Annotated in this window: 21 protein-coding genes; 5 read left to right on the top strand and 16 right to left on the bottom strand. The window is 71.5% G+C overall.

Features of this window, described 5'->3' with window-relative positions; genetic code table 11:
* The first annotated feature begins 15 nt into the window (after positions 1-15).
* Complete coding sequence (locus tag HUT10_RS18325; RefSeq protein ID WP_176172334.1) at positions 16-807, top strand: arginase family protein; 792 nt, start codon at positions 16-18, stop codon at positions 805-807.
* Between the two features lie 13 nt (positions 808-820).
* Here the strand turns inward: HUT10_RS18325 and HUT10_RS18320 are convergent, their stop codons facing one another.
* Both HUT10_RS18320 and HUT10_RS18315 read right to left on the bottom strand, forming a co-directional pair.
* The gene (locus tag HUT10_RS18320) at positions 821-1183 is read right to left on the bottom strand and encodes a GntR family transcriptional regulator (RefSeq protein WP_176172333.1); all 363 of its coding nucleotides are present in this window, start codon (positions 1181-1183) and stop codon (positions 821-823) included.
* Positions 1180-1875, bottom strand: a complete 696-nt coding sequence (locus HUT10_RS18315; RefSeq protein WP_176172332.1) for a hypothetical protein — start codon at positions 1873-1875, stop codon at positions 1180-1182. Before HUT10_RS18315 ends, HUT10_RS18320 begins: the two co-directional genes overlap by 4 nt.
* 307 nt (positions 1876-2182) lie before the next feature.
* Between HUT10_RS18315 and HUT10_RS18310 the strand changes: the two genes are divergently transcribed.
* Together HUT10_RS18310 and HUT10_RS18305 are read left to right on the top strand one after the other, a co-directional pair.
* Entirely contained in the window at positions 2183-3466 is a 1284-nt protein-coding gene (locus tag HUT10_RS18310) for a CdaR family transcriptional regulator (RefSeq protein WP_176172331.1), read from the top strand.
* A 173-nt stretch (positions 3467-3639) separates the two neighbouring features.
* Complete coding sequence (locus HUT10_RS18305) at positions 3640-4086, top strand: hypothetical protein (RefSeq protein ID WP_176172330.1); 447 nt, start codon at positions 3640-3642, stop codon at positions 4084-4086.
* Positions 4087-4114: 28 nt separating this feature from the next.
* Here HUT10_RS18305 and HUT10_RS18300 read toward each other — a convergent pair whose 3' ends face one another.
* Both HUT10_RS18300 and HUT10_RS18295 read right to left on the bottom strand, forming a co-directional pair.
* Entirely contained in the window at positions 4115-5539 is a 1425-nt protein-coding gene (locus tag HUT10_RS18300) for a DUF6801 domain-containing protein (protein ID WP_254896926.1), read from the bottom strand.
* An 88-nt stretch (positions 5540-5627) separates the two neighbouring features.
* The gene (locus tag HUT10_RS18295) at positions 5628-6266 is read right to left on the bottom strand and encodes a DUF6801 domain-containing protein (RefSeq protein ID WP_176172329.1); all 639 of its coding nucleotides are present in this window, start codon (positions 6264-6266) and stop codon (positions 5628-5630) included.
* A 422-nt stretch (positions 6267-6688) separates the two neighbouring features.
* Between HUT10_RS18295 and HUT10_RS18290 the strand changes: the two genes are divergently transcribed.
* Entirely contained in the window at positions 6689-7579 is an 891-nt protein-coding gene (locus HUT10_RS18290) for a hypothetical protein (protein WP_176172328.1), read from the top strand.
* A 39-nt stretch (positions 7580-7618) separates the two neighbouring features.
* Here HUT10_RS18290 and HUT10_RS18285 read toward each other — a convergent pair whose 3' ends face one another.
* The 12 genes from HUT10_RS18285 to HUT10_RS18230 all read right to left on the bottom strand — a co-directional run bounded on the left by HUT10_RS18285 (position 7619) and on the right by HUT10_RS18230 (position 19475).
* Positions 7619-8263 carry a hypothetical protein gene (locus HUT10_RS18285; protein ID WP_176172327.1) on the bottom strand — a complete coding sequence of 215 codons (645 nt, stop codon included), beginning with the start codon at positions 8261-8263 and terminating at the stop codon, positions 7619-7621.
* A gap of 80 nt (positions 8264-8343) precedes the next feature.
* The gene (locus tag HUT10_RS18280; protein WP_254896925.1) at positions 8344-9306 is read right to left on the bottom strand and encodes a hypothetical protein; all 963 of its coding nucleotides are present in this window, start codon (positions 9304-9306) and stop codon (positions 8344-8346) included.
* Positions 9303-9806 (bottom strand): hypothetical protein, encoded by a 504-nt coding sequence (locus tag HUT10_RS18275; RefSeq protein WP_176172326.1) that lies wholly within the window; start codon positions 9804-9806, stop codon positions 9303-9305. The genes HUT10_RS18280 and HUT10_RS18275 overlap by 4 nt, the downstream gene beginning before the upstream one ends.
* Positions 9794-11002: an MCE family protein gene (locus HUT10_RS18270; RefSeq protein ID WP_176172325.1), complete on the bottom strand. Its 1209-nt coding sequence runs from the start codon at positions 11000-11002 to the stop codon at positions 9794-9796. The genes HUT10_RS18275 and HUT10_RS18270 overlap by 13 nt, the downstream gene beginning before the upstream one ends.
* Positions 11002-12072 (bottom strand): MCE family protein, encoded by a 1071-nt coding sequence (locus HUT10_RS18265; RefSeq protein ID WP_176177887.1) that lies wholly within the window; start codon positions 12070-12072, stop codon positions 11002-11004. The genes HUT10_RS18270 and HUT10_RS18265 overlap by 1 nt, the downstream gene beginning before the upstream one ends.
* Positions 12073-12077: 5 nt before the next feature.
* Positions 12078-13112 carry an MCE family protein gene (locus HUT10_RS18260; protein WP_176172324.1) on the bottom strand — a complete coding sequence of 345 codons (1035 nt, stop codon included), beginning with the start codon at positions 13110-13112 and terminating at the stop codon, positions 12078-12080.
* The gene (locus HUT10_RS18255) at positions 13109-14101 is read right to left on the bottom strand and encodes an MCE family protein (RefSeq protein WP_176172323.1); all 993 of its coding nucleotides are present in this window, start codon (positions 14099-14101) and stop codon (positions 13109-13111) included. The genes HUT10_RS18260 and HUT10_RS18255 overlap by 4 nt, the downstream gene beginning before the upstream one ends.
* Positions 14098-15102, bottom strand: a complete 1005-nt coding sequence (locus HUT10_RS18250; protein ID WP_176172322.1) for an MCE family protein — start codon at positions 15100-15102, stop codon at positions 14098-14100. Before HUT10_RS18250 ends, HUT10_RS18255 begins: the two co-directional genes overlap by 4 nt.
* A complete protein-coding gene (locus HUT10_RS18245; RefSeq protein WP_176172321.1) occupies positions 15099-16373 on the bottom strand; it encodes an MCE family protein in 1275 nt (424 codons plus the stop codon). The genes HUT10_RS18250 and HUT10_RS18245 overlap by 4 nt, the downstream gene beginning before the upstream one ends.
* Positions 16370-17221: an ABC transporter permease gene (locus HUT10_RS18240; protein WP_176172320.1), complete on the bottom strand. Its 852-nt coding sequence runs from the start codon at positions 17219-17221 to the stop codon at positions 16370-16372. Before HUT10_RS18240 ends, HUT10_RS18245 begins: the two co-directional genes overlap by 4 nt.
* A 3-nt stretch (positions 17222-17224) precedes the next feature.
* Positions 17225-18019 carry an ABC transporter permease gene (locus tag HUT10_RS18235; RefSeq protein WP_176172319.1) on the bottom strand — a complete coding sequence of 265 codons (795 nt, stop codon included), beginning with the start codon at positions 18017-18019 and terminating at the stop codon, positions 17225-17227.
* A gap of 463 nt (positions 18020-18482) precedes the next feature.
* Positions 18483-19475, bottom strand: a complete 993-nt coding sequence (locus tag HUT10_RS18230; RefSeq protein ID WP_217709622.1) for an LLM class flavin-dependent oxidoreductase — start codon at positions 19473-19475, stop codon at positions 18483-18485.
* Between the two features lie 199 nt (positions 19476-19674).
* Between HUT10_RS18230 and HUT10_RS18225 the strand changes: the two genes are divergently transcribed.
* On the top strand, positions 19675-23445 hold the full coding sequence (locus tag HUT10_RS18225) for a hypothetical protein (RefSeq protein ID WP_176177885.1): 3771 nt from the start codon (positions 19675-19677) through the stop codon (positions 23443-23445).
* The last annotated feature ends 554 nt before the right edge of the window (positions 23446-23999 follow it).

Raw genomic sequence — 23999 nt, 5'->3', positions numbered from 1 at the left:
CGATACGCTCGCCGGATGCTGATCAACGCGGTACCGCAACGGCAGGGCGCGGCCGGCCCGCGCGCGGCGGAACTGCCGGACGGCTGCGTGGCGCTCGCGGAGCTGGCCGGGCACGTGCTCGGCCGGCCCGTGCACCACGTCCGGCAGACCCGCTCGGTGTCCGAAGTGGACAGGGGAATCGCGTCCCGAGCGGTGCTGACCGGCGCGAATCGCGCGGCCCAGCTGGCCGCACTGGAGGCCCCGGGCGGCCCGGTGCTGACGATCGGCGGCGACTGCGGCGTCGAGCTGGTCCCGATCGGCGTGGCCCGCTTCCGCCACGGGCCCGGGCTGGGTGTCGTGTGGTTCGACGCCCACGCGGACCTGAACACCGCGGATTCGTCGCCGTCGGGGGCGTTCCACGGGATGGTGCTGCGATCGCTGCTGGGAGAAGGCGACCCGGAGTTCGCGGCGGCGCCGGCCCTTTCGCCCGGGAACGTGGCGCTGCCCGGGACGCGGGTGTTCGACCCGGACGAAGAGGCGGCTTTGGCGCGCGGGCTGGCGGTGACGTCGGTGGCCGCCTTGACGGGCGTGGAGAAGCTGTACGTGCACGTGGACCTGGACGTGCTGGACCCGGGCGAGTTCGCGGGGCTGAACTACCCGGAGCCGGGAGGCTGGACGATCGAGCGGCTGGTGGCGGAGCTGGACGCGCTGGCCCGGTTCGAGGTGGTCGGGGCGGGGATCACCGAGTGCGTGGGCACACCGCGCGAGGTCGAGGTCCTGGAGCCGGTGATCGCGGCGATCGGCCGGCTGCTCACGAGCGGTGAGTAGGGGTGCCGACCCGCTATCCCTTGTAGGCCTCGCGGACGGCCTTCAGCGCGTTCGCCAGGTCCGCGCCCAGGTCACGCGCCTGGGCCGCGAACTCCGCGGCGGCGGCCGCCAGCAGGGCTTCGCGGTCCGGACGGCCGGACGGGATCGTCACCACCGTGCCGCGGGCGCGGGCCGTCGCCACCCAGCCCGCCGTCTCCAGCTCGCGGTACGCCCTCGCCACCGTTCCCGATGCCAGGCCCAGGTCGCGCGCCAGCTGGCGGATCGGGGGCAGCCTCGTCCCCTCCGGCAGCGCCCCCGTCGTCGCCGCGCGGATCACCTGGTCGTGGACCTGGCGCCAAGGTGGGACGCCGTTCTCGGTGTCGACGACGATCTTCACGCCGCCGCCGGCAGGCGCTTCGCCGGGGCCGTCACCGCCAGGAACGCCGTCAGGCCCGCCACGACCGCCAGGAACGAACCGAAGTCACCCACCGGCCAGCCGACCGCCGTGCACGCGCCGATGCCCAGCCCGACCGCCACCCGTGCGCTGCGGCAGCGCAGCGCCAGGTCGGCCCGCGCGGCTCCCACCGCCGGGCGGCGCACCGCCAGCAGCGTGATCGCCGCGCTGACCAGTGCCGTGCCCGCCGCCACCGCCAGCAGCTTCCACTGCGCCGTCAGGCCCAGGTGCAGCAGCGATCCGGCGGCCGCCAGCCCGCCCAGCACCAGGATCCACGCCGGGACGATCCCGAGCAGCGTCCGCGGCGCCAGCTCGGCTTCGCGGCGCGGGCCGCGGGCCGGGCGCTGGGCCAGCAGCTCGGCGATCAGGCCGCCCAGCAGCAGCGTCGCCAGGATCGTGCCCGTGCCGCCGTCGCCGAGCAGCGGCGGGATCGCGAGGAACAGCCACGGGTACCAGAGCCGGCGCCGCTTGAGGTAGCGGACGGCCAGCTCGACCTCGGCGGCGTCCGGCTCGGCCACGCCCCAGCGCTCCAGCAAGCGCTTACCGTGCTTCTTCCCCGGCCAGAGCACGATCAGGATGGCCAGGCCGACCAGGCCCGTGATCACGGCGACCCCGAGCACGTTGTCCCACGGCATGCGGATCCTCCTCGTCTTGTATCAACCACACGATACAAGATGCCGCGTAACCCCGCCGCGCACCGCTCGTTGGAGGTTCGTCCGTTCGCAGGCACGACAGCGGGCAGTCGGCGGGACGCTTGTCAGCCGACGGCAGCCGAGCCGCGGGAATTTGTCACCGCGATGACAAATAATCGGTTTTCCTTCACGGGTGTGACACGTTTGGCGTTAGTTTTTCGATGTGTCGGTTGTCATCCCGCAACAGGCGCGGGTGCCCGGCCGCGAGGTACCTGCGACCGGTGTCCCGGGGCGGAGCAAAGGAGCTGCGATGTCGGTGGAGCGCGGATTCGATCACGCTGCGCCGCCGCCCACCGCCGCTCTACCGCGCAAGCTGGCCGACATCCTGCGGCCGGAACTGGCCAGTCTCGCTGCTGAAATCGTCGAAGAAATCCGCGCGACGATCCCGGCGTACGCGCGTCCGCTCGACGGGCCGTACGGCAAGTCCATCCGGGCCGGTGTCGAATACGCGATCACGCTGTTCGTCGCGCAGATCGCCGACCCGACCGTGTCGAAGGAGCAGTCCCACGAGGTGCACCACCGCCTGGGGCAGAACGAAATGCGCGAAGGCCGCAGCCTCGACACGCTGCAGTCGGCCTACCGCGTCGGCGCGCGCGTGTCGTGGCGGCGCATCATGCGCGTCGGGCGGCGCAGCGGCCTTTCGTCGGCGGTGATGTCGCAGCTGGCCGACGCGATGCTGGCGTTCATGGACGAGCTCGCGTCGGTGGCCCTCGACGGCTACTTGGAGGCGAAGGCGCGCACGGCGGGCGCGCTGGACACGTGGCGCCGCAAGCTGCTCCACCTGATCCTGGAGACGCCGCCGGCGTCCCCGAAAGCGATTGCCGAGCTGGCCCAGCTGATCGGCTGGCCGGTCCCGTCCGACGCGACCCCGGTGGCGGTGAGCCCGGCGGGCGGCGTCGCCCCGGCCCGCCGCCACGCCGGCCTCGACGCGGACGTCCTCGCCGAACTCGACACCCCCGACCCGAAACTGGTGGTCCCCGGCGAGCTGAGCGGCGCCCGCCTGGCGGCGCTGCAGGTGGCGCTGCCGGACTGCCGCCTGTCGATCGGGCCGTGCGTCGCGCTGGCGTCGGTCGCGGATTCCCTGCGCTGGGCCCGCAACGCCCTGCAGCTGGCCGACCGCGGCGTCCTGGCGGCCCGCCCGGTCCTGCGCGCGGAGGAGCACCTGGCGACACTGCTGGTCAACTCGGACACGGGCCTGGTCGGCACGCTGCGGCACCGGTTGTTCGCGCCGCTGGCGGACATGACGGGCAAGCAGCAGGAACGGCTGCTGGAGACGCTGCGGGCGTGGCTGGACAGCCAGGGCAACGTGGTGGAGATCGCCGAACGCCTCGGGGTGCACCCGCAGACGGTCCGCTACCGCATGCGCCAGCTGCAGGCGACGTTCGGGGACAGCCTGCGCGACCCGGCGGCGCGGTTCGAGATGGAGCTGGCCCTGCGGGCCGGCGCGGCTCCGCTGCCGCTGCGGTACCCGGTGAGCGAGCTGCTGCCGTCGCAGCGGTCCGGTGGGTCGCGTCCACAGTGGACGAATCAATAAGGGGCTGGGCTCCGGCGCCGCCGTCCGAGGCGATTTGGTCGGGTTCCTGCCCGTTGCCCTGTCAATGGTTCGTCGGTTGTTCGGCCTGTTCTGTTTTCGGGTAGAGAATGTGGCTGACGGGGTATGCGGCGAATTTCAGCAGTCAGGCATGATCTACACACCAGGGAGGCGCCATGACTCACCGACGCGTCGGAGGCGATGAAACACGCACTCGATACACACCCGCTCCTCGGATCACCGTTGCCGCTCGAGCGGGCAGCCTGCCCACCCTGACCATGGAGTTCCCCTGTGCCGCGTGGAGCGGGACCGGTCCGGGGCCGACGACCAGGCTGACGTTCGCCGAAGTGTTCGAGTATCGATTCATCGAATCCAAAATCGCCTATTTCGAATCCAATTCGGAAGATTTCGCGTTTGCGTTGATCGAGGTCGTCGATTCGCAACTCAAAGAGCGAATGCTCGGCAGGGGCTGGTATCGGAATATTGCCCCGGAAAATGAATGGATGCCCGGCGCGAGAGATGCTGATTTGCATCATTATCGAATCGGTTTCGACGAGCATGGGCACTATGAGGTTGTATGCCTTGGAATTGACATAGCGGAAACAACCAGTGAATGGGTCTAGTTGATTGCCTGTCAGGGGAGGCGCTCGGCTACCTCGGTTTCGCGGCCGCCTTCTTCGCCGCCGCCGCCGCCGCGCCGGGGATGGGCGGCAGGGTGTCGGGCGGGCAGTTGGTGTGGTCGGGCTCGGTGCACCCGTTCAGGTTGTAGGTGTCGATGAAGGCCTGGTTGCCCCAGCCCGTGCTCATCCCGCTGAGCAGCGGGGTCAGGTCCTGGCCGTCGGCGCCGCAGCCGCGGAACGGGGGCAGGTAGAAGCCCTTCTCCGGGTCGGTGCGGACGTGGCCGGTGGTGAACGGGTCGTAGGGACCGGTGATCTCGAGCGACACGGGCTCGCTCGTCACGCAGTCGGGGCCGACGTCGAGCGGGACGCCGTTGATCTTCGCGCCGCTCAGCTTGCCCATCACCTTCAGCTCGGTGCGCAGGTACGTGAAGCCGTCGTCGCCGGTGAACAGGCCGCCGCCGACCTCGATCATCTTGCTGTTCTTGTAGTCGAGCGGCAGGAACTCGACCGTCGCGGTCACCGGCACGAACCCGAAGCCGAGAAACGAGGTGGTCGCCGGCTTGAAGATCGCCGCCCCGGAGACCCGGGACGCGGCGGTGTCGATGTCCACCGTGAAGAACGCGTTGAGCAGGAAGGCCGGGTCCGCGGTGACCGTCGCGCCCAGCCGGGCGACGGTCGACTTCGTCATGATCGTGATCAGGCCGAGCGGCACGGTGTACTCGTTCGGCGGCGGCGGTTCGTCGTCCAGAGCGGCCTTCGCGCCGAGCGCGGCCTTCTGCTCGGCACCCGGCTTCGCCGTCGGCAGGACGAGGACCGTGCCCAGCGTCGTCTGCTGGTCGGGGTCGAGCGTGCACGCGATCGGCTGCGCCGGGGCGGCCTCGGGCGCGGGCGTGGCGGTCGCGCCCGGCGCGGGGACGGCGGCCAGCGCGAGCTTCGGCGCGGTGACGTCGAAGGTGACGGCGCCGACGGTGTTGATCGCGATCTCCGGCACGGCGCCGATCGCGGTGAGGGTGACGTCGCCGGTCTCCGGCAGGGGCGTCGGCGCCACGGTCAACGGCACCGGGATCTGGTCCGAGCGCTCGCCCTGGTGCACGGTGAGGGCGAGTTGCACCGCGCCCTGCAGCGAACCGGTGGTGGCACCGGCGGGCAGGAGCGACAGCGCGATGTCGCGAGGAAGGCTGAACTGCGCGGAATACCTGCCGATCGTCGCCGAGTTGCCCGTCTTCGCCTGGGTGGGCAGGGTCGCCGACGTTTCGACGGTGAGCTTGCGCGAGCCGAGCGGATCGGCGAAGGGACAGGTCACCGAGACCGACGCCGTCGCCGCCTTCTCCGGTGGGGCCGCGGGGGCGGGGGCGGCCGAGCCGACCCCGGTCAGTGCGCCGTTCGCCGCGGACAGCAGGCCGGCGGCCGCCAGCGCGGTCACCGTGACGGAGCGGGGCCGGAGTCGACGTGGCATCGGTTTCCCTGTGTGTTCGGTGGTCCGGAAAAGACGCCAATCCCGGTGCGGGCCCCTCGCGTGAGGGCGCCCGCACCGGGATCCGGCGTCAGCTGACGGTGATGCTCGGGCTGAACGCGGTGTTCTGCGCCGGGTTGGTGACCTTGAGCGTGCAGCTCATCGACCACGGCGTCCAGGTGTTGTTGGCCTTCTTGTGGAACTCGAGGGCCGCGGTGACCGTGGTGCCCATCGACAGCGTGTCGGTGCCCGCCGTCGCCGGCGCCGTGTAGCTCGGCACGCTCGAGGTCGCGACCTGCGAGATGTTCACCGTGATCGGGCCGCCGGCCGGGTAGATGGTCTCCGGGATGTTCAGCCCGGTGGCCGCCGGCTGCGACAGGGTGCCCGAGGCCGCCGTCACCGGCACCGTGGCGGTGCCGCGGATGCCGTCGTAGCCGACCGCGGTGAGCAGCGCGTGCACGCCGGCGCTGATCGTCGCGGAGCCGCCCACGTTGGCCGGGGTGAGGGTGCCGCCTGCCGCGACGGAGTCCTCGGCGTCCAGGTGCGAGGTCACCAGGACCGGCTGCGGCGTGACGCCCGGGAAGGTGCAGGTGTAGGTCAGGGGCGTGGTGCCACCGGCGGTGTAGGTGACCGTGGCGGCGGCCGCGGTGCCCGCGGTCAGCACCGCGATGGCGCCGACGGCGGTAGCGGTGGTCGCGATTCCGGCGGACAGCCTGCTGAGTCGGGACATACCCATCTCCTTTGATTCAGTACAGTCTCGGCTTTGGCTGATCGATTGCTCGCCGTCGTGCTGTGCCGCTCACGTTCGCCCGCCCCCATTGCCCCGAGCGGCGGGACGCGAATTCACCGACGTGCGAGGTGGAGGTCCATCTGCCGGGAATGAGGCTACTCGCGAGTTCAGTAGGGAACAAGACTTTGCGGCATCGGCAGTCCGCCGCTTCGGGGTGGTCCGGGTTTCTTGTTCGTCCTCGCGCAGGACCGGCGGTGGTTTCATCGGATTTTGACAAAGATCCATCGCGTGGCGGAACGACGCCGGGAACGGTCTACCATTCACGATCTTGCCGAAGCAATCGCGGATAAGGAATCGGGAGAAAGGAGGCTACCGTGCCACTTGCTTCACGTTGTGAACGGGTATCGGTCAGGGGAGCCGCATTGACGGTCTCGGCGGCACTGGCCCTGTCGCTGTGCACGTCGCCGGCGTCGGCGGCCACCGCCGGCGGGGTGATCGCGTGGGGGAAGCAGGACTTCGCCGTCACCGTTCCCCCCGCCGAGGCGCTGTCCGGGGTCACGGCCGTGTCGGCGGGCACGACGAGCGTGCTCGCGTTGAAGGGCGGGGCGGTCCTCGCGTGGGGCGCGAACAACTGGGGCGCCAACGAGGTGCCCGCCGCGGCGCTGTCCGGGGTCGGTCAGATCGCGTCGGGCTGGGGGCACGAACTCGCGCTCAAGAACGGCCAGGTCCTGGCCTGGGGCAACGACTGGTACGGCCAGACCGACCTGCCCGCCGCGGTGACCAGCGGTGTCACCGCGATCTCGACGTCCTACCTGCACAGCCTGGCGCTCAAGCAGAACGGCCAGGTGGTGAGCTGGGGCAGCCGGACCGACGTGCCGGCGGCCGCTCAGTCCGGCGTGACCGCGATCGCCGCCGGCGCCGACCACAACCTGGTGATCAAGAACGGCGGCGTGCTGGCGTGGGGGAACAACGCCTACGGTCAGGCGACCGTGCCGGCGGGCCTGTCCTCGGGGGTCACCGCGGTGTCCGCCGGGGCCCAGCACAGCCTGGCGCTGAAGGACGGCCGCGTCTACGCGTGGGGCCGCAACAACTACGGGCAGACGACCGTTCCCCCGGAAGCACTCTCGGACGTCGTGGGCATCGACGCCGGGTCCAACCACAACCTGGCGGTCAAGGCCAACGGCGACATCGTCGTGTGGGGCTCGAACCTCGTCGGGGAGTCGAGCCCGACCACCTGCGGGCCGGTCTTCGCGATCTCCGCGGGCGAGAATGACAGTTTCGTGGTCAAGGAAGACATCAACGCGCCCTGCTGAGCGGACGGGTGGCGGGCGGGGCGCCCGCCACCCGGTGGGTCAGCTCTGCGGAGCGGTCAGATCGAGCGAAATGGTGTTGCCCGGCCCGGAAACCAGGGCGCCGAGCGCGAGGTCGGCGATGAAGCAGTTGCTGAACTCCGGAATCGTGTACGTGGCGCCGACGGTGATCTTCGGCGCGGTGATGTCGATGTCCGGGGCGACCAGGTTCAGCTCCACCGGGGTCTTCGTCCGGCAGGCGCCGGGCACCGTCGGCAGCGGGATCACCGGCGCGAGCAGCCCGACCCAGATGTCGGAGATCTCCATGTTGGCCTTGGCGTGCGTGGTCAGCGTGCCGTCGGCGATGGTGCCGGTGGCCGGGCCGAGCGGGATCACCTTGACCTTGGCCTTGATCCGGAACAGGCCGGAGACCAGGGAGATGTCGGCCTGCGACGGCGGCAGCGTCAGGTCCGCCTTGAGGCCGACCGAGCCGGTCTGGTCGTCGATGATGAGGTTGCCCTGGAGCGAGCCGGGGCCGAGTTTCATGGTGCTGCCGGTCTTCTTCACCGTGGTGGTGCCGGCGACGCTGTAGGACACGGGGATCTCGATGATGTCGGCCGAAGCCGGCGTCACGGCCACCCCACCGAGCACGACGGCCGTCGCCGACGTGAGCACGGCCAGTCTCTTCAGCTGCGTTGCCACGGACATGGTTGTCCTCCTTTTGCGTTTTCCCGGCCGTTTCCGGGTGCTCCCGGAAACGGTGACGTGCGGTAGTGCGGTGGACCGTCTCAGCGGGGCTCGAGTTCGGTGACGACCCAGCCGCCGTTGGTGTGCTCCGCGGTCACGGAAAGCTGAGCCGCGGCGCTGTCGGTCGCATTGTTGTCGGCACGGACGGCGGATTGGTCGAGAAAGACGAGTAACCGCGCGTGACCATTTTCGAGTTCTTGTACCGCGATGGCCGAAACGCGCGAAGTGAGCACGAGTTTCTGTTCCGGTGCTTTGCGCCTGACTTCGGCGAAGAGCTTTTCGTAGGAATCCTTGGCCGACCCACGCAACACGGCGGCGGCCGCCTTTTCGGTGACGTCGGTCCGGTCGTAGGAATAGGAGAAGATCCGGTTGACGGCGAGGGTGACCGCGGAGGTGACATCGGCGGTGGCCGCAACATCGGTGAGAGCGCGGTTCGCCGCGGCGGGGTTGGCGGCGGCGGAGCGGGCTTCGAGGGTGAACCAGACACCGGCGCCGGTGAGGAGGACGGCGGCGGCGAGGAGGAGCACGGGGAGACGACGCCAGGCGGGGCGGGCTTCGGCGGGGGTGGCCTCGGGCTCGGCGGCTTCGGCCTCGGCTTCCGCCGGCTCGGTTTCGGCCTGGTCGGCTTCGGTTTCGGCGGCTTCGGGCTCGGCCGCCTCGCGCTCGGTGGCGGTGTTGCTCTCGGCGGCAGAGCCGCCGAGAGCGGTGCGCTCGTCGGGGGTGGCGGGGGTGTTGTCGGTGGTCGCGTTGCCCGTGGTGGCGGCCGCGGGCCCGCCCGCGGTCGGGCGAGTTTCCTCGGTGGCGGTGTTGCTCTTGGCGGCAGAGCCGTCGAGAGCGGTGCGCTCGTCGGGGGTGGCGGGGGTGTTGTCGGTGGTCGCGTTGCCCGTGGTGGCGTCGGCGGTGGTGGCGTCGGGTCCGCCCGCAGCCGCGCGAGTCTCCTCGCCCGCGGCACCCTCGGCCGTGTTCGCGTCAACGGGCCCGGCGGCACCCACCGTGCGGCTCATCGGGCCCCCACCGGCAGCTGGTCCAGCGCGCTGAGTTTCCACCCGTCCGGCGTCCGGCTGAGCGCCGCCGCGAAGCGGTTGCGCTTCACCGCCGGGGCCGTTCCCTGCTTGGCCATCGTGATCTCCACCGAGGCCAGCATCTTCGCCGTGCCCGCGTGCTCGTCCAGTTCGCTCAGGGCCGCGTCCACCACGCGGCCCGTGGCCACCGTCGCGTTCGCCGACAGCGTCTTCTTCGTCGTCTCGTCCGTCCGGGCCAGCTGGTCGTGCAGGGGGCCCGTCGAGGCCGACAGCCACTTGCCGAGGCCGCCCTCGACGTCGTGGTAGTCCAGGGTGTTCAGCTCGGCCACCAGCGTGCGGCCGGTCGCCAGTGCTTCGTCGCGCGCCGCCCCGTACGTCACCGAGGAGGCGTGGGCCGCCGCGTACCACGAATAGCCCGACCAGCCCGCGAACACCGCCGCCGCTGCCGCCAGCGCCACCGGGATCACCCTCACCGCAGCCACAGCATCTCCTCGAGGCTCGTCGCCGTCGCCTGGGTGCCCAGGGCCAGCGGGCTCGTCACGCCGCCCGGCACCGCCGGGGCCGGCACCGGCGGGTGCGGGGCGTTCTGCGCGCCGCGCACCGAGCTCTCGCTGCCGTAGGGCAGCGTGCAGGCCGCGTCCGTGTTGAACGGCAGCGGCGACAGGTCGCTGCTCGGCCGGTGCGGGGTCTTCTCGTAGCCCGCCAGGCACGGCGGCGGGTCGTTGAAGTTCAGCGACAGCCCCAGCCGCAGTGCGTTCCCCGAGTCGTTCAGCGCCGAGCCGACCGCCGCCACCGCCTTCGGGGTGTCGGCGAGGAACTGCTGTTCCGCCGCGGTGCGGGTGGCGAACACCCGGGACGTCGTCAGCAGGTTGGCCAGCAGGATCGGCAGGCCGGGGTCGTTCTCCTTCAGCAGCCCGCTGAGCTCCGACGCCGCCGGCGGGGCGGCCGCGATCAGCCGCCGCAGGTCGCCGTCGGAGTTCGCCAGCTGCTGGGCGAAGATGCGGGCGTTGCTGCTGAACGAGCGCCACTCCGCCGACGAGCCGAGCTGCGTGCGCAGCACCGTCGCGCCGTCGTCGATCAGCTTCGACGTCTGCGGCAGATGGTTGCTCGCCTCCTGGGTGAACGTCGTCGCCGAGTCCATCAGCGTCTGCAGGTCCGGGCCGCTGCCGCGCAGGGCGTCGTCGAGCTCGTCCACCACCGTGCGCAGGTCCTGGGTCGGCACCGACGCGGTGAACGAGTCCAGGTCGGTCAGCAGGCTGTTCACCGGCAGCGGCAGCGTCGTCGACTCGCGGCGGATCACCGAGCCGCCGCCGAGGTAGGGCGCGTCGGCCGTGCGCGGCTGCAGGTCGACGTACTGCTCGCCGACCGCCGAGCGGTTCGCCACCACCGCCCGCGAGTCCGCCGGGATCGGCGGGGCGCCGTCGTCGATGAGCAGGTCCGCCTCCATCCCGGTGACGGTGAGCCGCAGCTCGCCGACCCGGCCGACGGCGACGCCGCGGTAGGTCACCTCGCCGTTGGTGAACAGCCCGCCGCCTTCGGCGAGCTCGAGCTTCACCGTGTAGCTGCCGGACCCGAACAACCGGCCCAGCCCGGCGTAGTTCGCGCCGACGAACGCGGTCGTGGCCAGCGCGATCACCACGAACAGGACGACCTGGACACGGACTCTGCGGCTCAGCATCAGCTGCCTCCGGAGACCCGGGTCCCGCTGCTCGGCAGCGGGAGCGTCGGCAGGCCCGGCGGGACACCTTCGCCGGGCGGGGGCAGCGGCACACCGGGTGCCGGGATCATCGAGACGTAGGAGTTGACGTAGTCGCCCTTGACCGCGCCGAGCACCGAGTCCGGGAACGGGAACGTCGGCAGCATCTGCAGCGACTGCGGCAGGTCCTGCCCGGCCGCGGCCAGCTGCCCCAGGATCGGGGCGAGCGCACGGAGGTCGGCGACCATGTCGTCGCGCGTGCGGTCGACGACGTCGGTGGCGACCGTCCCGAGCCGGTCCAGCGCCTGCAGCATCGACACCAGCTGCGTGCGCTGGTCGGTGAGCGTCCGCAGCCCCGGCGTCAGGTCGGTCAGCGCGCCGGAGACCTGCTCGTGGCGGTTCGCCAGGGTGGCCGAGAGCCGGTTCAGCCCGTCGAGCGCCTCGGTGATGTCCGAGCGGTGCGCGTCCAGGTCGGTCACCAGGGTGTCCACCCCGGACAGGAACGACCGGATCTGGTCTTCGTTGCCGTTCATCACCTTCGACAGTTCACGGTTGATCGTCTGCAGCTGCCCGATGCCGCCGCCGTTGAGCAGCAGGGAAAGGGCGCCGAAGATCTCTTCGAACTCGGGGTTGCGGTTGGTGCGGTCCAGGGTGATCGTGGCGCCGTTCGCCAGCCGCCCGGTGCCCGCGGGTTTCGGGTCGCCGTCCGGCGCGGCCAGTTCGACGAACTTCTCGCCCAGCAGGCTGGACTGGCGCAGCCGCGCGACCGCGTTGGCGGGCAGCACGACGTCGCCGTTGACCTTCAGCACCGTTTCGGCCGTCCAGCCGTCCCCGCCCAGCCGGACTTCCTGCACCCGCCCGACCGGGACGTCCCCGACCTTCACCGCGGCCTGCGGCACCAGGTCGAGCACGTCGGCGAACTGCACGGTCACCGAGTACGGGTGGTCGCCGACGTCCGCGCCGCCCGGCAGGGGCAGGTCGTAGACGCCCTTGAACTCGCCTGAGGAGCAGCCCGCGAGGGTCAGGCACCCGACGGCCACGGCCGCGAAGATCCGCTTCACCGCCCGCCTCCGTTCGTGTACACGTCGCCGGTGACCGGCAGCGGCAGCGGCTGGAGGTAGTAGTCGAAGTTGCCGCGGCCCCGCAGCTGCCCGGTGGCCGGGTCGACCGCGTTGAGCACGTTGGACACCGCGAGCGGGACGTCGTCGAGCGTCTCGGCCAGCGCCGCGCGCTGCTCGACGAGGGTCTGCGTGGTCGTCACCAAGTTGTCCACGTTGGCCTTGAGCGCGCCGCGGTTGTCGCGGATGAACCCCTGGACGTCGGCCAGCGCGCGGCCGAGGCCCTCGAGCGCCTTGGCCAGGTCGCCGCTGTTGGCGGCCAGCGTGCCGGAGATCTGCGCCAGCTGCTGGTTGACGTTGCTCACCTGGCTGTCGTTGGTGGCCAGCATGGTGGTGAACTGCTGCAGCTCGCCGACCGTGCCGAACAGGTCGCTCGAGTTGCCGGCCAGCGTGCGGGCCAGCTGGGCGAAGTTGCGGACGCTGTCGTTGAACGCGCGGCCGTTGCCCTGCAGGTTCTGCGCGCCGGTCTTAAGCAGGTCCGAAAGCGCGCCCTGTGCGTTGGCGCCGTCCGGGCCGAGCGCCTTCGAAATCGTGTCCAGGCTGGCGTAGAGCTGGTCGAGCTCCACCGGGGTGGCCGTGCGCTGGACCGGGATCGTCGCGCCGTCCGGCAGCCGCGGCCCGCCGCGGGCCGGCTTGGCGAACTGCAGGTACCGGTCGGCGACGACGCTGGGGGCGATCACCAGCAGCGTGGTGTCCTCGGCGACGCCGACCGAGCCGTCGACGCTCAGGTCGACCTGCACCTGGTCACCGCGCGGGGTGACCTTGTCCACCTGGCCGATCCGGACGCCGAGCACACGGACGTCCGAGCCGGGGTAGACGCCGACCGCGCGGGTGAAGAAGGCCGTGACGTGGTGCTGGCCGGAGCCGGAGAACACCCACCACAGCGCCGCGGAGACGACGAGGGCGAGCAGCAGCGCGGCGGCGACGAAACGGCTCGCCAGGACGCCGGCGCGGGTGGTGGTCAACGCGCTCACTTCGCCCCTCCCGGGTTCTTCGGCGGGGTGCAGGGGTCGTGGTTCTCGGGCAGCAGCCCGCAGAGGTAGGCGTCGATCCAGCGGCCGTTGCCGGTCGTGTTGGTGAGCACCCGGAAGTACGGGCCGGCCAGCTGCAGGCCCCTGGTGAGGTTGTCGTTCTGCCGCTTGAGCAGGTCGGTGACCTGGCCGAGCGACTGCAGGGCGGGCTTGAGCGCGTCGGTGTTGTCCCGCACCAGCCCGCTGAGCTGCTCGCCCAGCCGCGCCGAGCCGGTCAGCAGCTCGCGGATCGCGTCCCGGCGGCTGTTGAGCTCGGTGAGCAGCAGGTTGCCGTCGCCGATCAGCTTTTCGAAGTCGTCGTTGGAGTTCGCCAGCGTCGTGGTCAGCTTCCGGGCGTTGGCCAGCAGGTCGGCGATCTGGCTGTCGCGGCTGGAGACCGTCTTGGACAGCCGGGACAGGCCGTCGAGCGCGCTGCGGACGTGCTCGGGAGAGTTGCGGAAGGTGTCCGACAACGTGGTGAAGCTGTCCGCGAGCTGCTTGGTGTCGATCGCGCCCACGGTGTCGGCGAGGCCGTTGAAGGCGTCGGTGACGTCGTAGGGCGTGACGGTCCGGGCCCGCGGGATCGGCTGGTCCGGGTTCTGGACGGCGTCACCGGTCGGGTTGAGCGCGAGGAACTTGCGGCCCAGCAACGTCTTGATCTTGATCTCGGCCGACGTGCGGTCGCCGACCCAGGCGTTCTTGACCCGGAAGGAGACCAGGACGTGGTCGTCGGCCAGCCGGACGTCGCGGACCTCGCCGACCTTGATGCCGGCGATCCGCACCTCGTCGTCCGGCTGCAGGCCCGCGGCCTCGGAGAACTCGGCCTCGTAGGTGGTGCCGCCGCCGACGATCGGCAGGTTGTCGTAGTTGAACGTCACGGTCAGCAGCGCGGCCAGCGCGACGCTGCCGATCACGCCGAGGACGATCGGGTTGCGCTCCTTGAAGGACTTCACGATTCGCACCTCTGCGTGGGGACGAACACGCCGCGCTGGGGCGTGGTTTCGAGCGTGGCGCGGCAGAGGAAGAAGTTCATCCACGAGCCGTAGGACGCGGTCCGGGCGATCTCGTTGAACTTCACCGGCAGGTTCGTCAAGAAACTGTCCACATCGGACTGGTTCTGGGCCAGCGTGCCCGCGACGCCCTTCAGGCCGGCGATGCTGTCCTTCAGCGGCGGCCGGGCCTGCTCGAACAGGCCGGCGGTGGACTCGGTCAGCGCGCCGATCCCGCTGATGGCGTCGCCGATCGCGGCGCGGTCACCGGCCAGGCCGGACACCAGCTGCCGCAGGGTGGACACCAGGTTCGCGAGCGCGTCACCCTTGCCGTTGACCGTCTTGAGCACGTCGTTGAGGTTGCCGATCACCTCGCCGATCACCTTGTCGCGCGAGGCGAGGGTGGTGGTCAGCGAGCCGGTGTGCTGCAGCAGGCTCTCGACGGTGCCGCCTTCGCCCTGCAGCACCTGGACGATCTCGCCGGAGAGCTCGTTGACGTCGTTGGGCGACAGCGCCTGGAACAGCGGCTTGAAGCCGTTGAACAGGTCGGTGAGGTCCAGCGCGGGGGTCGTGCGGTCCAGCGGGATCTCGCCGCCCTGGGGCAGCTGGTCCCGGGTGCCGGTGGTCCCGCGCTCCAGCGCGACGTACCGCTGGCCGACCATGTTGCGGTACTTGATGACCGCGTGCACGTCGGCGGGGAGCCGGCGGCCCTGGTCGAGGGAGAACCCGACCACCGCGCGGTTGCGGTCGCCGATCTCCAGGGACTCCACCTGGCCGACGCGGACCCCGGAGATGCGCACGTCGTCGCCGACGTTGAGCGCGGTGGCGTCGAGGAACTTGGCCGTGTAGCGCTCGGTGGCGCCGACACCGGCGTTGGTGATCGAGATGGCCAGCAGGGCCGTCGCCAGCGCCGTGACGGCGATGAAGACGAGGCTCTTGACCAGCGGGGCGGCGATGTTCCTCACTTGAGCGTCACCTCCGTGCCGCGGTAGAGCGGGCCGACGAGCACGCTGCTCCAGGCCGGGACCTCGCCGGTGGGCACCCCGATCGACGGCGCGACCAGGGTGGACAGCAGCTGCTCCTCCTGCGGCGAGTTGGCGACACCGAGGTCGCCCTGGCCGCCGGTCAGCAGCGGGTGCCCGGTGGTGCCGGGGGCCGCGGCCGCGGTGCCGGCGGTGGGGGCGACGCCGGAGGGGTAGCAGCGGGGCTCGCCGCTGTCGGTGAAGCGCGGGTCGTCCCGGCCGGGCAGGTACTTGCCGCTGTTGGCGGTCACCGAGACTTCGGCGTGGAAGCCCGGCTCGTCCGTGCCCGCGCCGAGCACCTTGTCCATGGATTTCCTCAGTGCGTTGAGCGAGCCGATCGTGCAGGCGAAGCTGGGGGAGTACTTCGCCGCGACCTCCAGCGGCGCGCGGCTGTCGGCGGCCAGGGAGATGAGGTTGTCCCGGTTGCGGGCCAGGAACGCGGCGACCTCCTGGGACGACGACGTCACCTGCTGGTACACCCCGGCGAGGTCGGCCTGCTTCTCCTTGACCGTGTTGAGCGTGACGGCGGAGTCGGTGAGCGCGTCCAGCAGGTCGGGCGCGATGTCGCCGTAGAGCCGGGAAACCGAGGCGAGGTCTCGGACGTCCGAGGTCAGCTGCGGAAGGTCGGGGTTGAACTGCTCGAGGTAGTCCGCGGCGGTGCCGATGGTCTTGCCGAGCTGCTCGCCGCGTCCCTCCAGCGCCGTGGACACCGCGGTCAGCGTCGTGGCCAGCTTCTGGGGCTGGACCGCCTGCAGCACCGGCAGCAGGTTGCCGAAGACCCGTTCCAGCTCGACCGCGTTCGCCGAGTGGTCCTGCTCGATGACGTCGCCGGCGACCAGGTGCGGGGCGCGCTCGCCGTCCGGGATGGACAGCTGGACGTACCGCTCGCCGAACAGCGTCTTCGGCACGAGCAGCGCGGAGACGTTGCGGGGCAGCATGTCCACCTTGCCCGGTTCCAGAGCAAGCGCTATCTCGGCGCCCTGCGGCGTCGCCCGGACGCCGCGGATCTCGCCGACGAGCACGCCACGGGCCTTGACCTGGCCGCCGGGGGAGAGCTGGTTGCCGATCCGGCTCGCCTTGAGCGTGACCGGGACCGTGGTGACGAAGTCCTTGTCGTAGACCTTGATCGAGAGCGTCACCAGCGCACCCATCACCACGAGGAACAGCACGCCCGCGGTGCGGATCCCGGCCTTGCGGCGGGTTTCCCGGCTCATCCGGCCACCTGCACGGTCGTCGTCGCGCCCCAGATCGCGAGGGAGAGGAAGAAGTCGAGGACGCTGATCGCGACGATCGCGGTGCGCACCGCGCGGCCCACCGCGACGCCGACGCCGGCCGGCCCGCCGCTCGCGCGGAAGCCGTAGTAGCAGTGCGCCAGCACCACCACGACGCTGAACGCCAGCACCTTCCCGAAGGACCACAGCACGTCGCCGGGCGGGAGGAACAGCAGGAAGTAGTGGTCGTAGGTGCCGGCGGACTGGCCGAAGAACCACACGGTGACCTGGCGCGAGGCGAGGTAGCTCGACAGCAGCCCGATCGCGTAGAGCGGGATGACGGCGAGGAAACCGGCGATCACCCTGGTCGTCACCAGGTACGGGACGCTGGGGATGCCCATCACCTCCAGCGCGTCGATCTCCTCGGAGATCCGCATCGCGCCGAGCTGGGCGGTGAAGCCGCAGCCGACCGTGGCACTCAGTGCGAGCCCGGAGACCAGCGGCGCGACCTCGCGGGTGTTGAAGTAGGCGGAGACGAACCCGGCGAACGCCGACGTCCCGACCTGGTTGAGCGCGGAGTAACCCTGGAGGCCGACGACCGTGCCGGTGGCCACGGTCATCCCGATCATCACGCCGACCGTGCCGCCGATGACGGCCAGCGCGCCGCTGCCGAAGCTGACCTCGGCCAGCAGGCGGACGACTTCGCGCAGGTAGCGGTGCAGGGCCCGCGGAGTCCACGCGATGGCGCGGAGGAAGAAGAGGATCTGGTCGCCGAGGGTGTCGAGGAAGCCGAACCGGCGGTCGACGGCCTCGCGTACCCGAGCCGCTCTCGGGAGGTCCGTGGTCGTCACTTCTCAGCTCCCCTTGGGCGGGACGAGTTGCAGGTAGACGGTCGTGAGGATCAGGTTCAGCACGAACAGCAGCAGGAACGTGATCACGACGGACTGGTTGACCGCGTCGCCGACGCCCTTCGGGCCGCCCTTGGGGTTGAGGCCGCGGTAGGAGGCGACCACCCCGGCGACGAACCCGAAGATGACCGCCTTGATCTCGCTGATCCACAGGTCGGGCAGCTGCGCCAGGGCCGAGAAGCTCGCCAGGTAGGCGCCCGGGGTGCCGTGCTGCATGATCACGTTGAAGAAGTAGCCGCCGAGCACGCCGACGACGCTGACCATGCCGTTGAGGAAGATCGCGACGCCCATCGCGGCGAGCACCCGCGGCACGATCAGGCGCTGGATCGGCGAGACGCCGAGCACCTCCATCGCGTCGATCTCTTCGCGGATGGTGCGGGAACCGAGGTCGGCGCACATCGCGCTGCCGCCCGCGCCGGCGATCAGCAGCGCCGTGACGATCGGGCTGGCCTGCTGGATGATCGCGAGCACGCTCGCCGCGCCGGTGAACGACTGTGCGCCGATCTGCGTGGTCAGCGACCCGATGTGCAGCGCGATCACCGCGCCGAACGGGATCGAGACCAGCGCCGTCGGCAGGATCGACACGCTCGCGATGAACCAGAACTGCTGGATCAGCTCGCGCACCTGGAACGGGCGCCGGAAGGTCAGCCGGACGACGTCGAGGCCGAGTCCGTAGAGCCGTCCGGTCTGCCGCAGTGCGGCCGCCCCCGGGAACGACGCCGTCGTCGTCCGTTCGGCCATTCGTGTGCCTCCAGCGGTTTCGGCGGCACGACGAATACGCCCGAGAAGGCCAATGGAAAATGGACCGAACGGAGTAACAATTGCCGGCCATTCACGGTCTCGGGGGCACCGTGCCGTTTCCTACTGGTCGGTACGCTAACGACGGCCTTGCTGGGAGACAAGAACTTGAGCAGGATCACGGGGTCACGGGCTGGTAACCGAGCATTTCTTGTCCGGCAATGACAAACGGACCTGATCTTGTTGTCAACGAAGGAAAAGAACTCCCGCTCCGCCCGCACCCGGCCTTGACAATACGTCCGGCTTTGTCAATTCCCGCGTACCGGAACGGCCGACACGCGTGTCTGAAGGGTCGACACGCGTGATCAGGGAGACGACACGCCGCGGCACCGTGGGCCCCGCCGTGTCGACCCTCCAATCACGCGTGTCGACCTCCGGATCACGCGTGTCGACCCTTCCCGCACGGTCAGGACTTGAGGGCGGCGAGGAGTTCGTAGGAGCGGACGCGGTCGGCGTGGCCGTGGACCATCGTGGTGACCATCAGCTCGTCCGCGCCGGTGTCGGCCAGCAGCTGCTCGAGTCCCTTTTGGACGGTTTCGGGCGAGCCGACGATGCTGGACCCGAAGCGCTCGGCCAGGAACGCGCGGTCCATTTCGGTGTACGGGTACTCCGCGGCCTCTTCCGGGGTCGGCAGGGCGATCGGGCGGCCGCGGCGGAGGCTGAGGAACGTCAGCCCGCTCGGGCCGGCCAGGAACCGGGCGCGCTCGTCGGTTTCGGCGGCGACCACGGACACCCCGAGCATCACGTACGGCTCGTCGAGCACGCCGGGCCGGAAGTTGTCGCGGTAGAGCTGCACGGCCGGGATGGTGTTCTCGGCGGCGAAGTGGTGCGCGAAGGAGAACGGCAGCCCGAGCCGGGCGGCGAGCTGGGCGCTGAAGCCGCTCGAACCGAGCAGCCACACCGGCGGCTGGTTGCCCTCGGCGACGGCCGCGTTGACCCCGCGCGCCTCCGAATGGGTGAAGTAGCCGATCAGCTCCTGCAGGTGCTCCGGGAAGTTCTCGGCCGACAGCCCGCCCGGCCCCCGCAGGGCGAGCGCGGTCCGCTGGTCGGTGCCGGGCGCGCGGCCGATGCCGAGGTCGATCCGGCCGGGGTGGAACGCCTCCAGGGTGCCGAACTGCTCGGCGACGACCAGCGGCGCGTGGTTGGGCAGCATCACCCCGCCGGACCCGACGCGGATGCGCTCGGTGGCGTCGGCGACGTGCCCGATCAGCACGGCGGTGGCGGAGCTGGCGATCCCGGGCATGTTGTGGTGCTCGGCCAGCCAGTAGCGGCGGTAGCCCAGCCGTTCCGCGGCGCGGGCGAGGTCCAGGGTGTTGCGCAGCGTCTCGCCGACGGTGTTCCCCTCCGAGATGGGGGACAGGTCGAGCACGGACAGCGGCACGTCAGGCAGTGAGCTCACAACCGGGGTCAACGCCCCGGTGCCGCCAATGCTTCCCGAGGGTCGTCTGTGACGACCTTCACGCCCCGCGCCGCCGGTCTCCGCGCGACCGGTGCGGACCGGAGTTCCGATTTCCGCACCCGGCCGCGCGGGATTGGCTACGGTGGGCGAACCGGAAAATGAACAACAGGAGGACGGGGTGCCGCGTCCCGAGCGACCGTTGGATCCCGGAGACGATCAGCTGACCGAATTCGCCGCCGATCTCCGGCGGTTGCGGGAGAGCGCCGGGAATCCGACCTACCGCGAGCTCGGACGGCGGGCGCACTACTCGGCCGGCACGCTGTCGGAGGCCGCCGGCGGGCGGAAACTCCCCAGCCTGGCGGTGACCTTGGCCTACGTCCGGGCCTGTGGCGGGGTACCGGGTGAATGGGAGGAACGCTGGCACGCGGTCGCCGAAGAGTCGCGCGCCGAGGGTGCCGATTCACCGCCCGAGCCGGAATCCGGGGAAATTCCGCCGTACGTCGGGCTGGCCGCTTTCACCCCCGCCGACGCGGGTCGATTCTTCGGTCGCGAACGACTCGTCGAAAAGCTCGTCGAACGACTCGGGAGACAGCGTTTTCTCGCCGTCCTCGGCGCCTCCGGCTCCGGGAAGTCCTCCCTGCTGCGGGCCGGTCTGCTGCCTTCGGTGAAGGGCCCGGCCGTGCTGCTGACCCCGGGGCACCGCCCGCTGCAGGAGTGCGCGGTCAAGTTCGCCGCCGCGCTCGGCGTCGCGCCCGGTGCCCTGCTCGACGACTTCGCCGCGCACCCGCGCAACCTCGGCCTCGCCGCCCGCCAGCTGGCCGACGAGGGCGGTGAGGACGTCGTGCTGGTCGTCGACCAGTTCGAGGAGGTCTTCACCCTCTGCCAGGACGACCAGGAGCAGGCCCGCTTCCTCGACGCGCTGGTCACCGCGACCACCGAGCCCGGCAGCCGCACCCGGGTCGTCCTCGGCATCCGCACCGACTTCTACACCCACTGCGCGCGGCACGCCGAGCTCGCCGAGGCCATGCAGGACGCCCAGGTCCTGGTCGGCCCGATGACGACCGAGGAGCTCCGCCAGGCGATCACCCGGCCCGCCGTCGACACCGGCTACCGCGTCGAGACCGCACTGGTCTCCCGCCTGGTCGCCGACGCCACCGGCCAGCCCGGCGTGCTCCCGCTGCTTTCGCACGCGCTGCTGGAGACGTGGCGCCGCCGCCGCGGCACCACGCTGACCCTGACCGCCTACGAGTCCACCGGCGGCATCGAGCGGGCCATCGCGCAGACGTCCGAAGGCACGTACGCGAAACTTTCCCCGCGCCAGCAGCGGCTGGCGCGCCAGATCTTCCTCCGGATGACCGCGCTCGGCGAAGGCACCGAAGACACCAAGCGGCGCATCGGCCGCGCCGAGCTCGACGCCGACGACCCCGACACCGCCGTCGTCCTCGGCGAGCTGGCCGCGGCCCGGCTGGTCACCCTCGACGACACCGGCATCGAGATCGCCCACGAAGCCCTCATCCGCGGCTGGCCGCGGCTGCGCGAGTGGCTCACCGAAGACCGGGAAGGCCTGCGCGTGCACCGGCAGCTCACCGAGGCGACCGGGGCCTGGGAGTCGGTCGACGAGGACCCCGGCTGGCTCTACCGCGGCACCCGGCTGGCCATCGCCCGGGAGTGGGCCGCGCACCAGGACTCGGCGCTGTCCCGGCGTGAGCGGCGGTTCCTCGACGCGAGCCTCGCCGTCGAGCACGCCGAGGAGGAACGCGACCGCCGCCGCACCCGCCGGCTGCGCCAGCTGGTCGCCCTGCTGGCGGTGCTGCTGGTCTTCGCGGTGGCCGCCACCGTCTACGCCGTGCGTGCCGAGACCACGGCCACCGAGCAGCGCAACGACGCGCTCGCCCAGAAGGTCGCCGGCCAGGCGCTGGCCATGCGCGCCACCAACCCGGCGCTGGCCGCGCAGCTCGCCCTCGCCGCGTACCGCCTGGATCCCGGCGCCGAGGAACGCAGCGGCCTGCTCGGCATGTTCGGCTCGCCGTACGCGACACGGCTGACCGGGCACACCGGCCGGATCAACACCGTCGCACTCCGGCCGGACGGGCAGGTCATCGCCACGGCCAGCTGGGACGGCACGGCCCGGCTCTGGGACGTCCACGACCCGCACCACCCGGCGCCGCTCGGCGTGCTCGCCGGGCACCAGGGCAACGTGAACAACGTCGCCTTCGCCGCCGACGGCCGGACCGTCGCCACCGCGGGCTTCGACGGCACCGTCCGCGTCTGGGACGTCTCCGACCCGGCGCGCCCGGGCCCCGGCACCACGATCGAGAAGCACGAGGGCAAGGCCTACGCGGTGGCCTTCAGCCCGGCCGGGCCGCTACTGGCGACCGCCGACGTCGAAGGCACGATCCGGTTCTACGACACGACCGACCCCGCCCACCCGCGGCCGTCGGGGGAGCTGACCGGGCACACCTCCTACGTCAACAACCTCGCCTTCAGCGGCGACGGCAGGCTGCTCGCCTCGGCGTCGGCCGACAAGACCGCGCGCATCTGGGACGTCGCTTCGCGGACGCAGCTCGGCGTCGTCGCCGGGCACACCGACGTCGTGCACTCGGTCGCGTTCAACCCCGGCGGGCCCGTCCTCGCCACGGCGAGCCAGGACCAGACCGCGCGGCTGTGGGACATCGCCGACCCGGCCCACCCGGTGGCGCTGGCGTCGCTGACCACGCACAAGGCGATCGTGCGCTCGGTGGCCTTCGCCGGGGACGGGCGCACGCTCGCCACCACCGGCTTCGACCGCACGGCCCGGCTGTGGGACGTCGCCGACCCGAAGCAGCCGCGCGAGCTGCAGTCGCTGCCCGGGCACACCGGCGCGGTCGTCTCCGCGGTGTTCACCCGCGACGGCCGCACGCTCGCCACGGCCAGCGACGACCAGTCCGCCCGGCTCTGGGACCTGCCCGGTCCCGCCATCCCCGCGCACACGGCCCAGGCGTGCCACGTCGCCTACGGCAACGGCGGCAAGCTGCTGGTCTCCGGCAGCTACGACCGGACAGTGCGGCTGCACGACCTCGCGGACCCGCGCGCGCCGCGGGAGCTGGCCACGATCGGCGGGTTCGGCGACGCGGTCTGCGGCGTCGCCGTCAGCCCCGACGGCCGCACCCTGGCCACCGGCAGCTGGGACCACACGATGACGCTGCGGGACATCACCGACCCGGCGAAGCCAGGGCCGTCGGTGGTGTTCAACCGGACCCACGACGACATCGACGCGGTCGCGTTCAGCCCGGACGGCCGCCTGCTGGCCACGGCGGGCGACGGCCACACGGCCCGGCTGTGGGACCTGGCCGACCGCCTGCGCCCGGTGGAGATCGCGAAGCTCGAGGGCCACGACGACGACGTCCACACGCTCGCCTTCAGCCCCGACGGCCGGACGCTCGCCACCGCCGGCTGGGACCACACCGCGCGGCTCTGGGACATCTCCGCGCCCCGGGCCCCGCGGCCGCTGGCGAAGCTGGCGGGCCACACGGACACGATCTTCTCGATCGCCTACAGCCCCGACGGCAGGCATGTGGCCACGGCGAGCGCGGATCGCATGGTCCGCCTGTGGGACGTCACCGACCCGGCGCACGTACCGCCCCCGGCGGTGCTGGCCGGACACACGGACGTCGTCATGTCGGTGTCCTTCGGCGGCGACGGCCGCACGCTGGCCTCGGGCAGCTACGACCGCACGATCCGCCTGTGGGACGTCGCGGCGGCGACGCCGTACGCGGTCCTGCCCGAGCAGCGCGACCGCGTGTACGCCGCCCAGTACGCGCCGAACGGCCACACGCTGGCGGGCGCGGGAGCGGACGGCACGATCCGCTTCTGGGAGGGCGACCCGGACCGCGCGGCCGAGCGGATCTGCGCGGCGGTGTCGCCCCGGATCAGCGAGACTGAGTGGACCGGAAGCTTCCCGGACCTCGGCTACACCCCGCCCTGCCCCTGACCGGGTTGTTCGGCGTTGTTGTTCGGTGGGTGAGCGCGGACACCGAACAACCCGGATCGAGTAGACATGCCCTCGGACGATGTCGTCCCCACGACGTTCATTTCACCGGGGGTCTGAAGGGCTCCTTCGAGGGCACGGGAAACCCGCCTCCCCGCCCCGCGAAGGGGCCCTTCAGCGTTTGACCGGCCCCCGGCAAGAGCGCCCCGACGCGGTTCGCACGCCTCCCCGCCACCGAGCCGCGCCGGGGCGCTCGGGTCTTCGCGGGGGGCTGGGGTGGCTCGCCGAGCTGGAGCCGGGGCCGCGCTCGCCGAACGCAAGCTCGGTTCGCGCCGACCACCGGCTGGGCCGCGGGCGGGATGGCCGCCTGGCGAGCCCGAGCCGCGAGCCCGAGGCACGCGCTGGGCTGTGGCTCGTCGAGCCGGGCCGCGAGCCGAGGCCCACGCCGAGCCGCGGTCAAGCGGTGGGGGAACCGAGGTCCGGGCCGAAGCCGGCGCGATCCGCTGGGGCCTTGCCGCCGTGCGGGACAGAGCCTGGCTGGCGCGCCGGCCCGAGCC

The sequence above is a fragment of the Amycolatopsis sp. Hca4 genome (genome assembly GCF_013364075.1).
In the GTDB taxonomy this organism is placed as follows: domain Bacteria; phylum Actinomycetota; class Actinomycetes; order Mycobacteriales; family Pseudonocardiaceae; genus Amycolatopsis.
The sequence above is the reverse complement of the archived record's forward strand: the minus strand, read 5'-3'. Positions and strand labels throughout refer to the sequence as shown.

Coding starts and splice junctions, on each gene's coding strand:
- HUT10_RS18315 (WP_176172332.1), bottom strand. CDS start 1,875: ATGCCGTGGGACAACGTGCTCGGGGTCGCCGTGATCACGGGCCTGGTC.
- HUT10_RS18325 (WP_176172334.1), top strand. CDS start 16: ATGCTGATCAACGCGGTACCGCAACGGCAGGGCGCGGCCGGCCCGCGC.
- HUT10_RS18295 (WP_176172329.1), bottom strand. CDS start 6,266: ATGTCCCGACTCAGCAGGCTGTCCGCCGGAATCGCGACCACCGCTACC.
- HUT10_RS18235 (WP_176172319.1), bottom strand. CDS start 18,019: ATGGCCGAACGGACGACGACGGCGTCGTTCCCGGGGGCGGCCGCACTG.
- HUT10_RS18305 (WP_176172330.1), top strand. CDS start 3,640: ATGACTCACCGACGCGTCGGAGGCGATGAAACACGCACTCGATACACA.
- HUT10_RS18270 (WP_176172325.1), bottom strand. CDS start 11,002: ATGCTGAGCCGCAGAGTCCGTGTCCAGGTCGTCCTGTTCGTGGTGATC.
- HUT10_RS18285 (WP_176172327.1), bottom strand. CDS start 8,263: ATGTCCGTGGCAACGCAGCTGAAGAGACTGGCCGTGCTCACGTCGGCG.
- HUT10_RS18280 (WP_254896925.1), bottom strand. CDS start 9,306: ATGAGCCGCACGGTGGGTGCCGCCGGGCCCGTTGACGCGAACACGGCC.
- HUT10_RS18245 (WP_176172321.1), bottom strand. CDS start 16,373: ATGAGCCGGGAAACCCGCCGCAAGGCCGGGATCCGCACCGCGGGCGTG.
- HUT10_RS18300 (WP_254896926.1), bottom strand. CDS start 5,539: ATGCCACGTCGACTCCGGCCCCGCTCCGTCACGGTGACCGCGCTGGCG.
- HUT10_RS18310 (WP_176172331.1), top strand. CDS start 2,183: ATGTCGGTGGAGCGCGGATTCGATCACGCTGCGCCGCCGCCCACCGCC.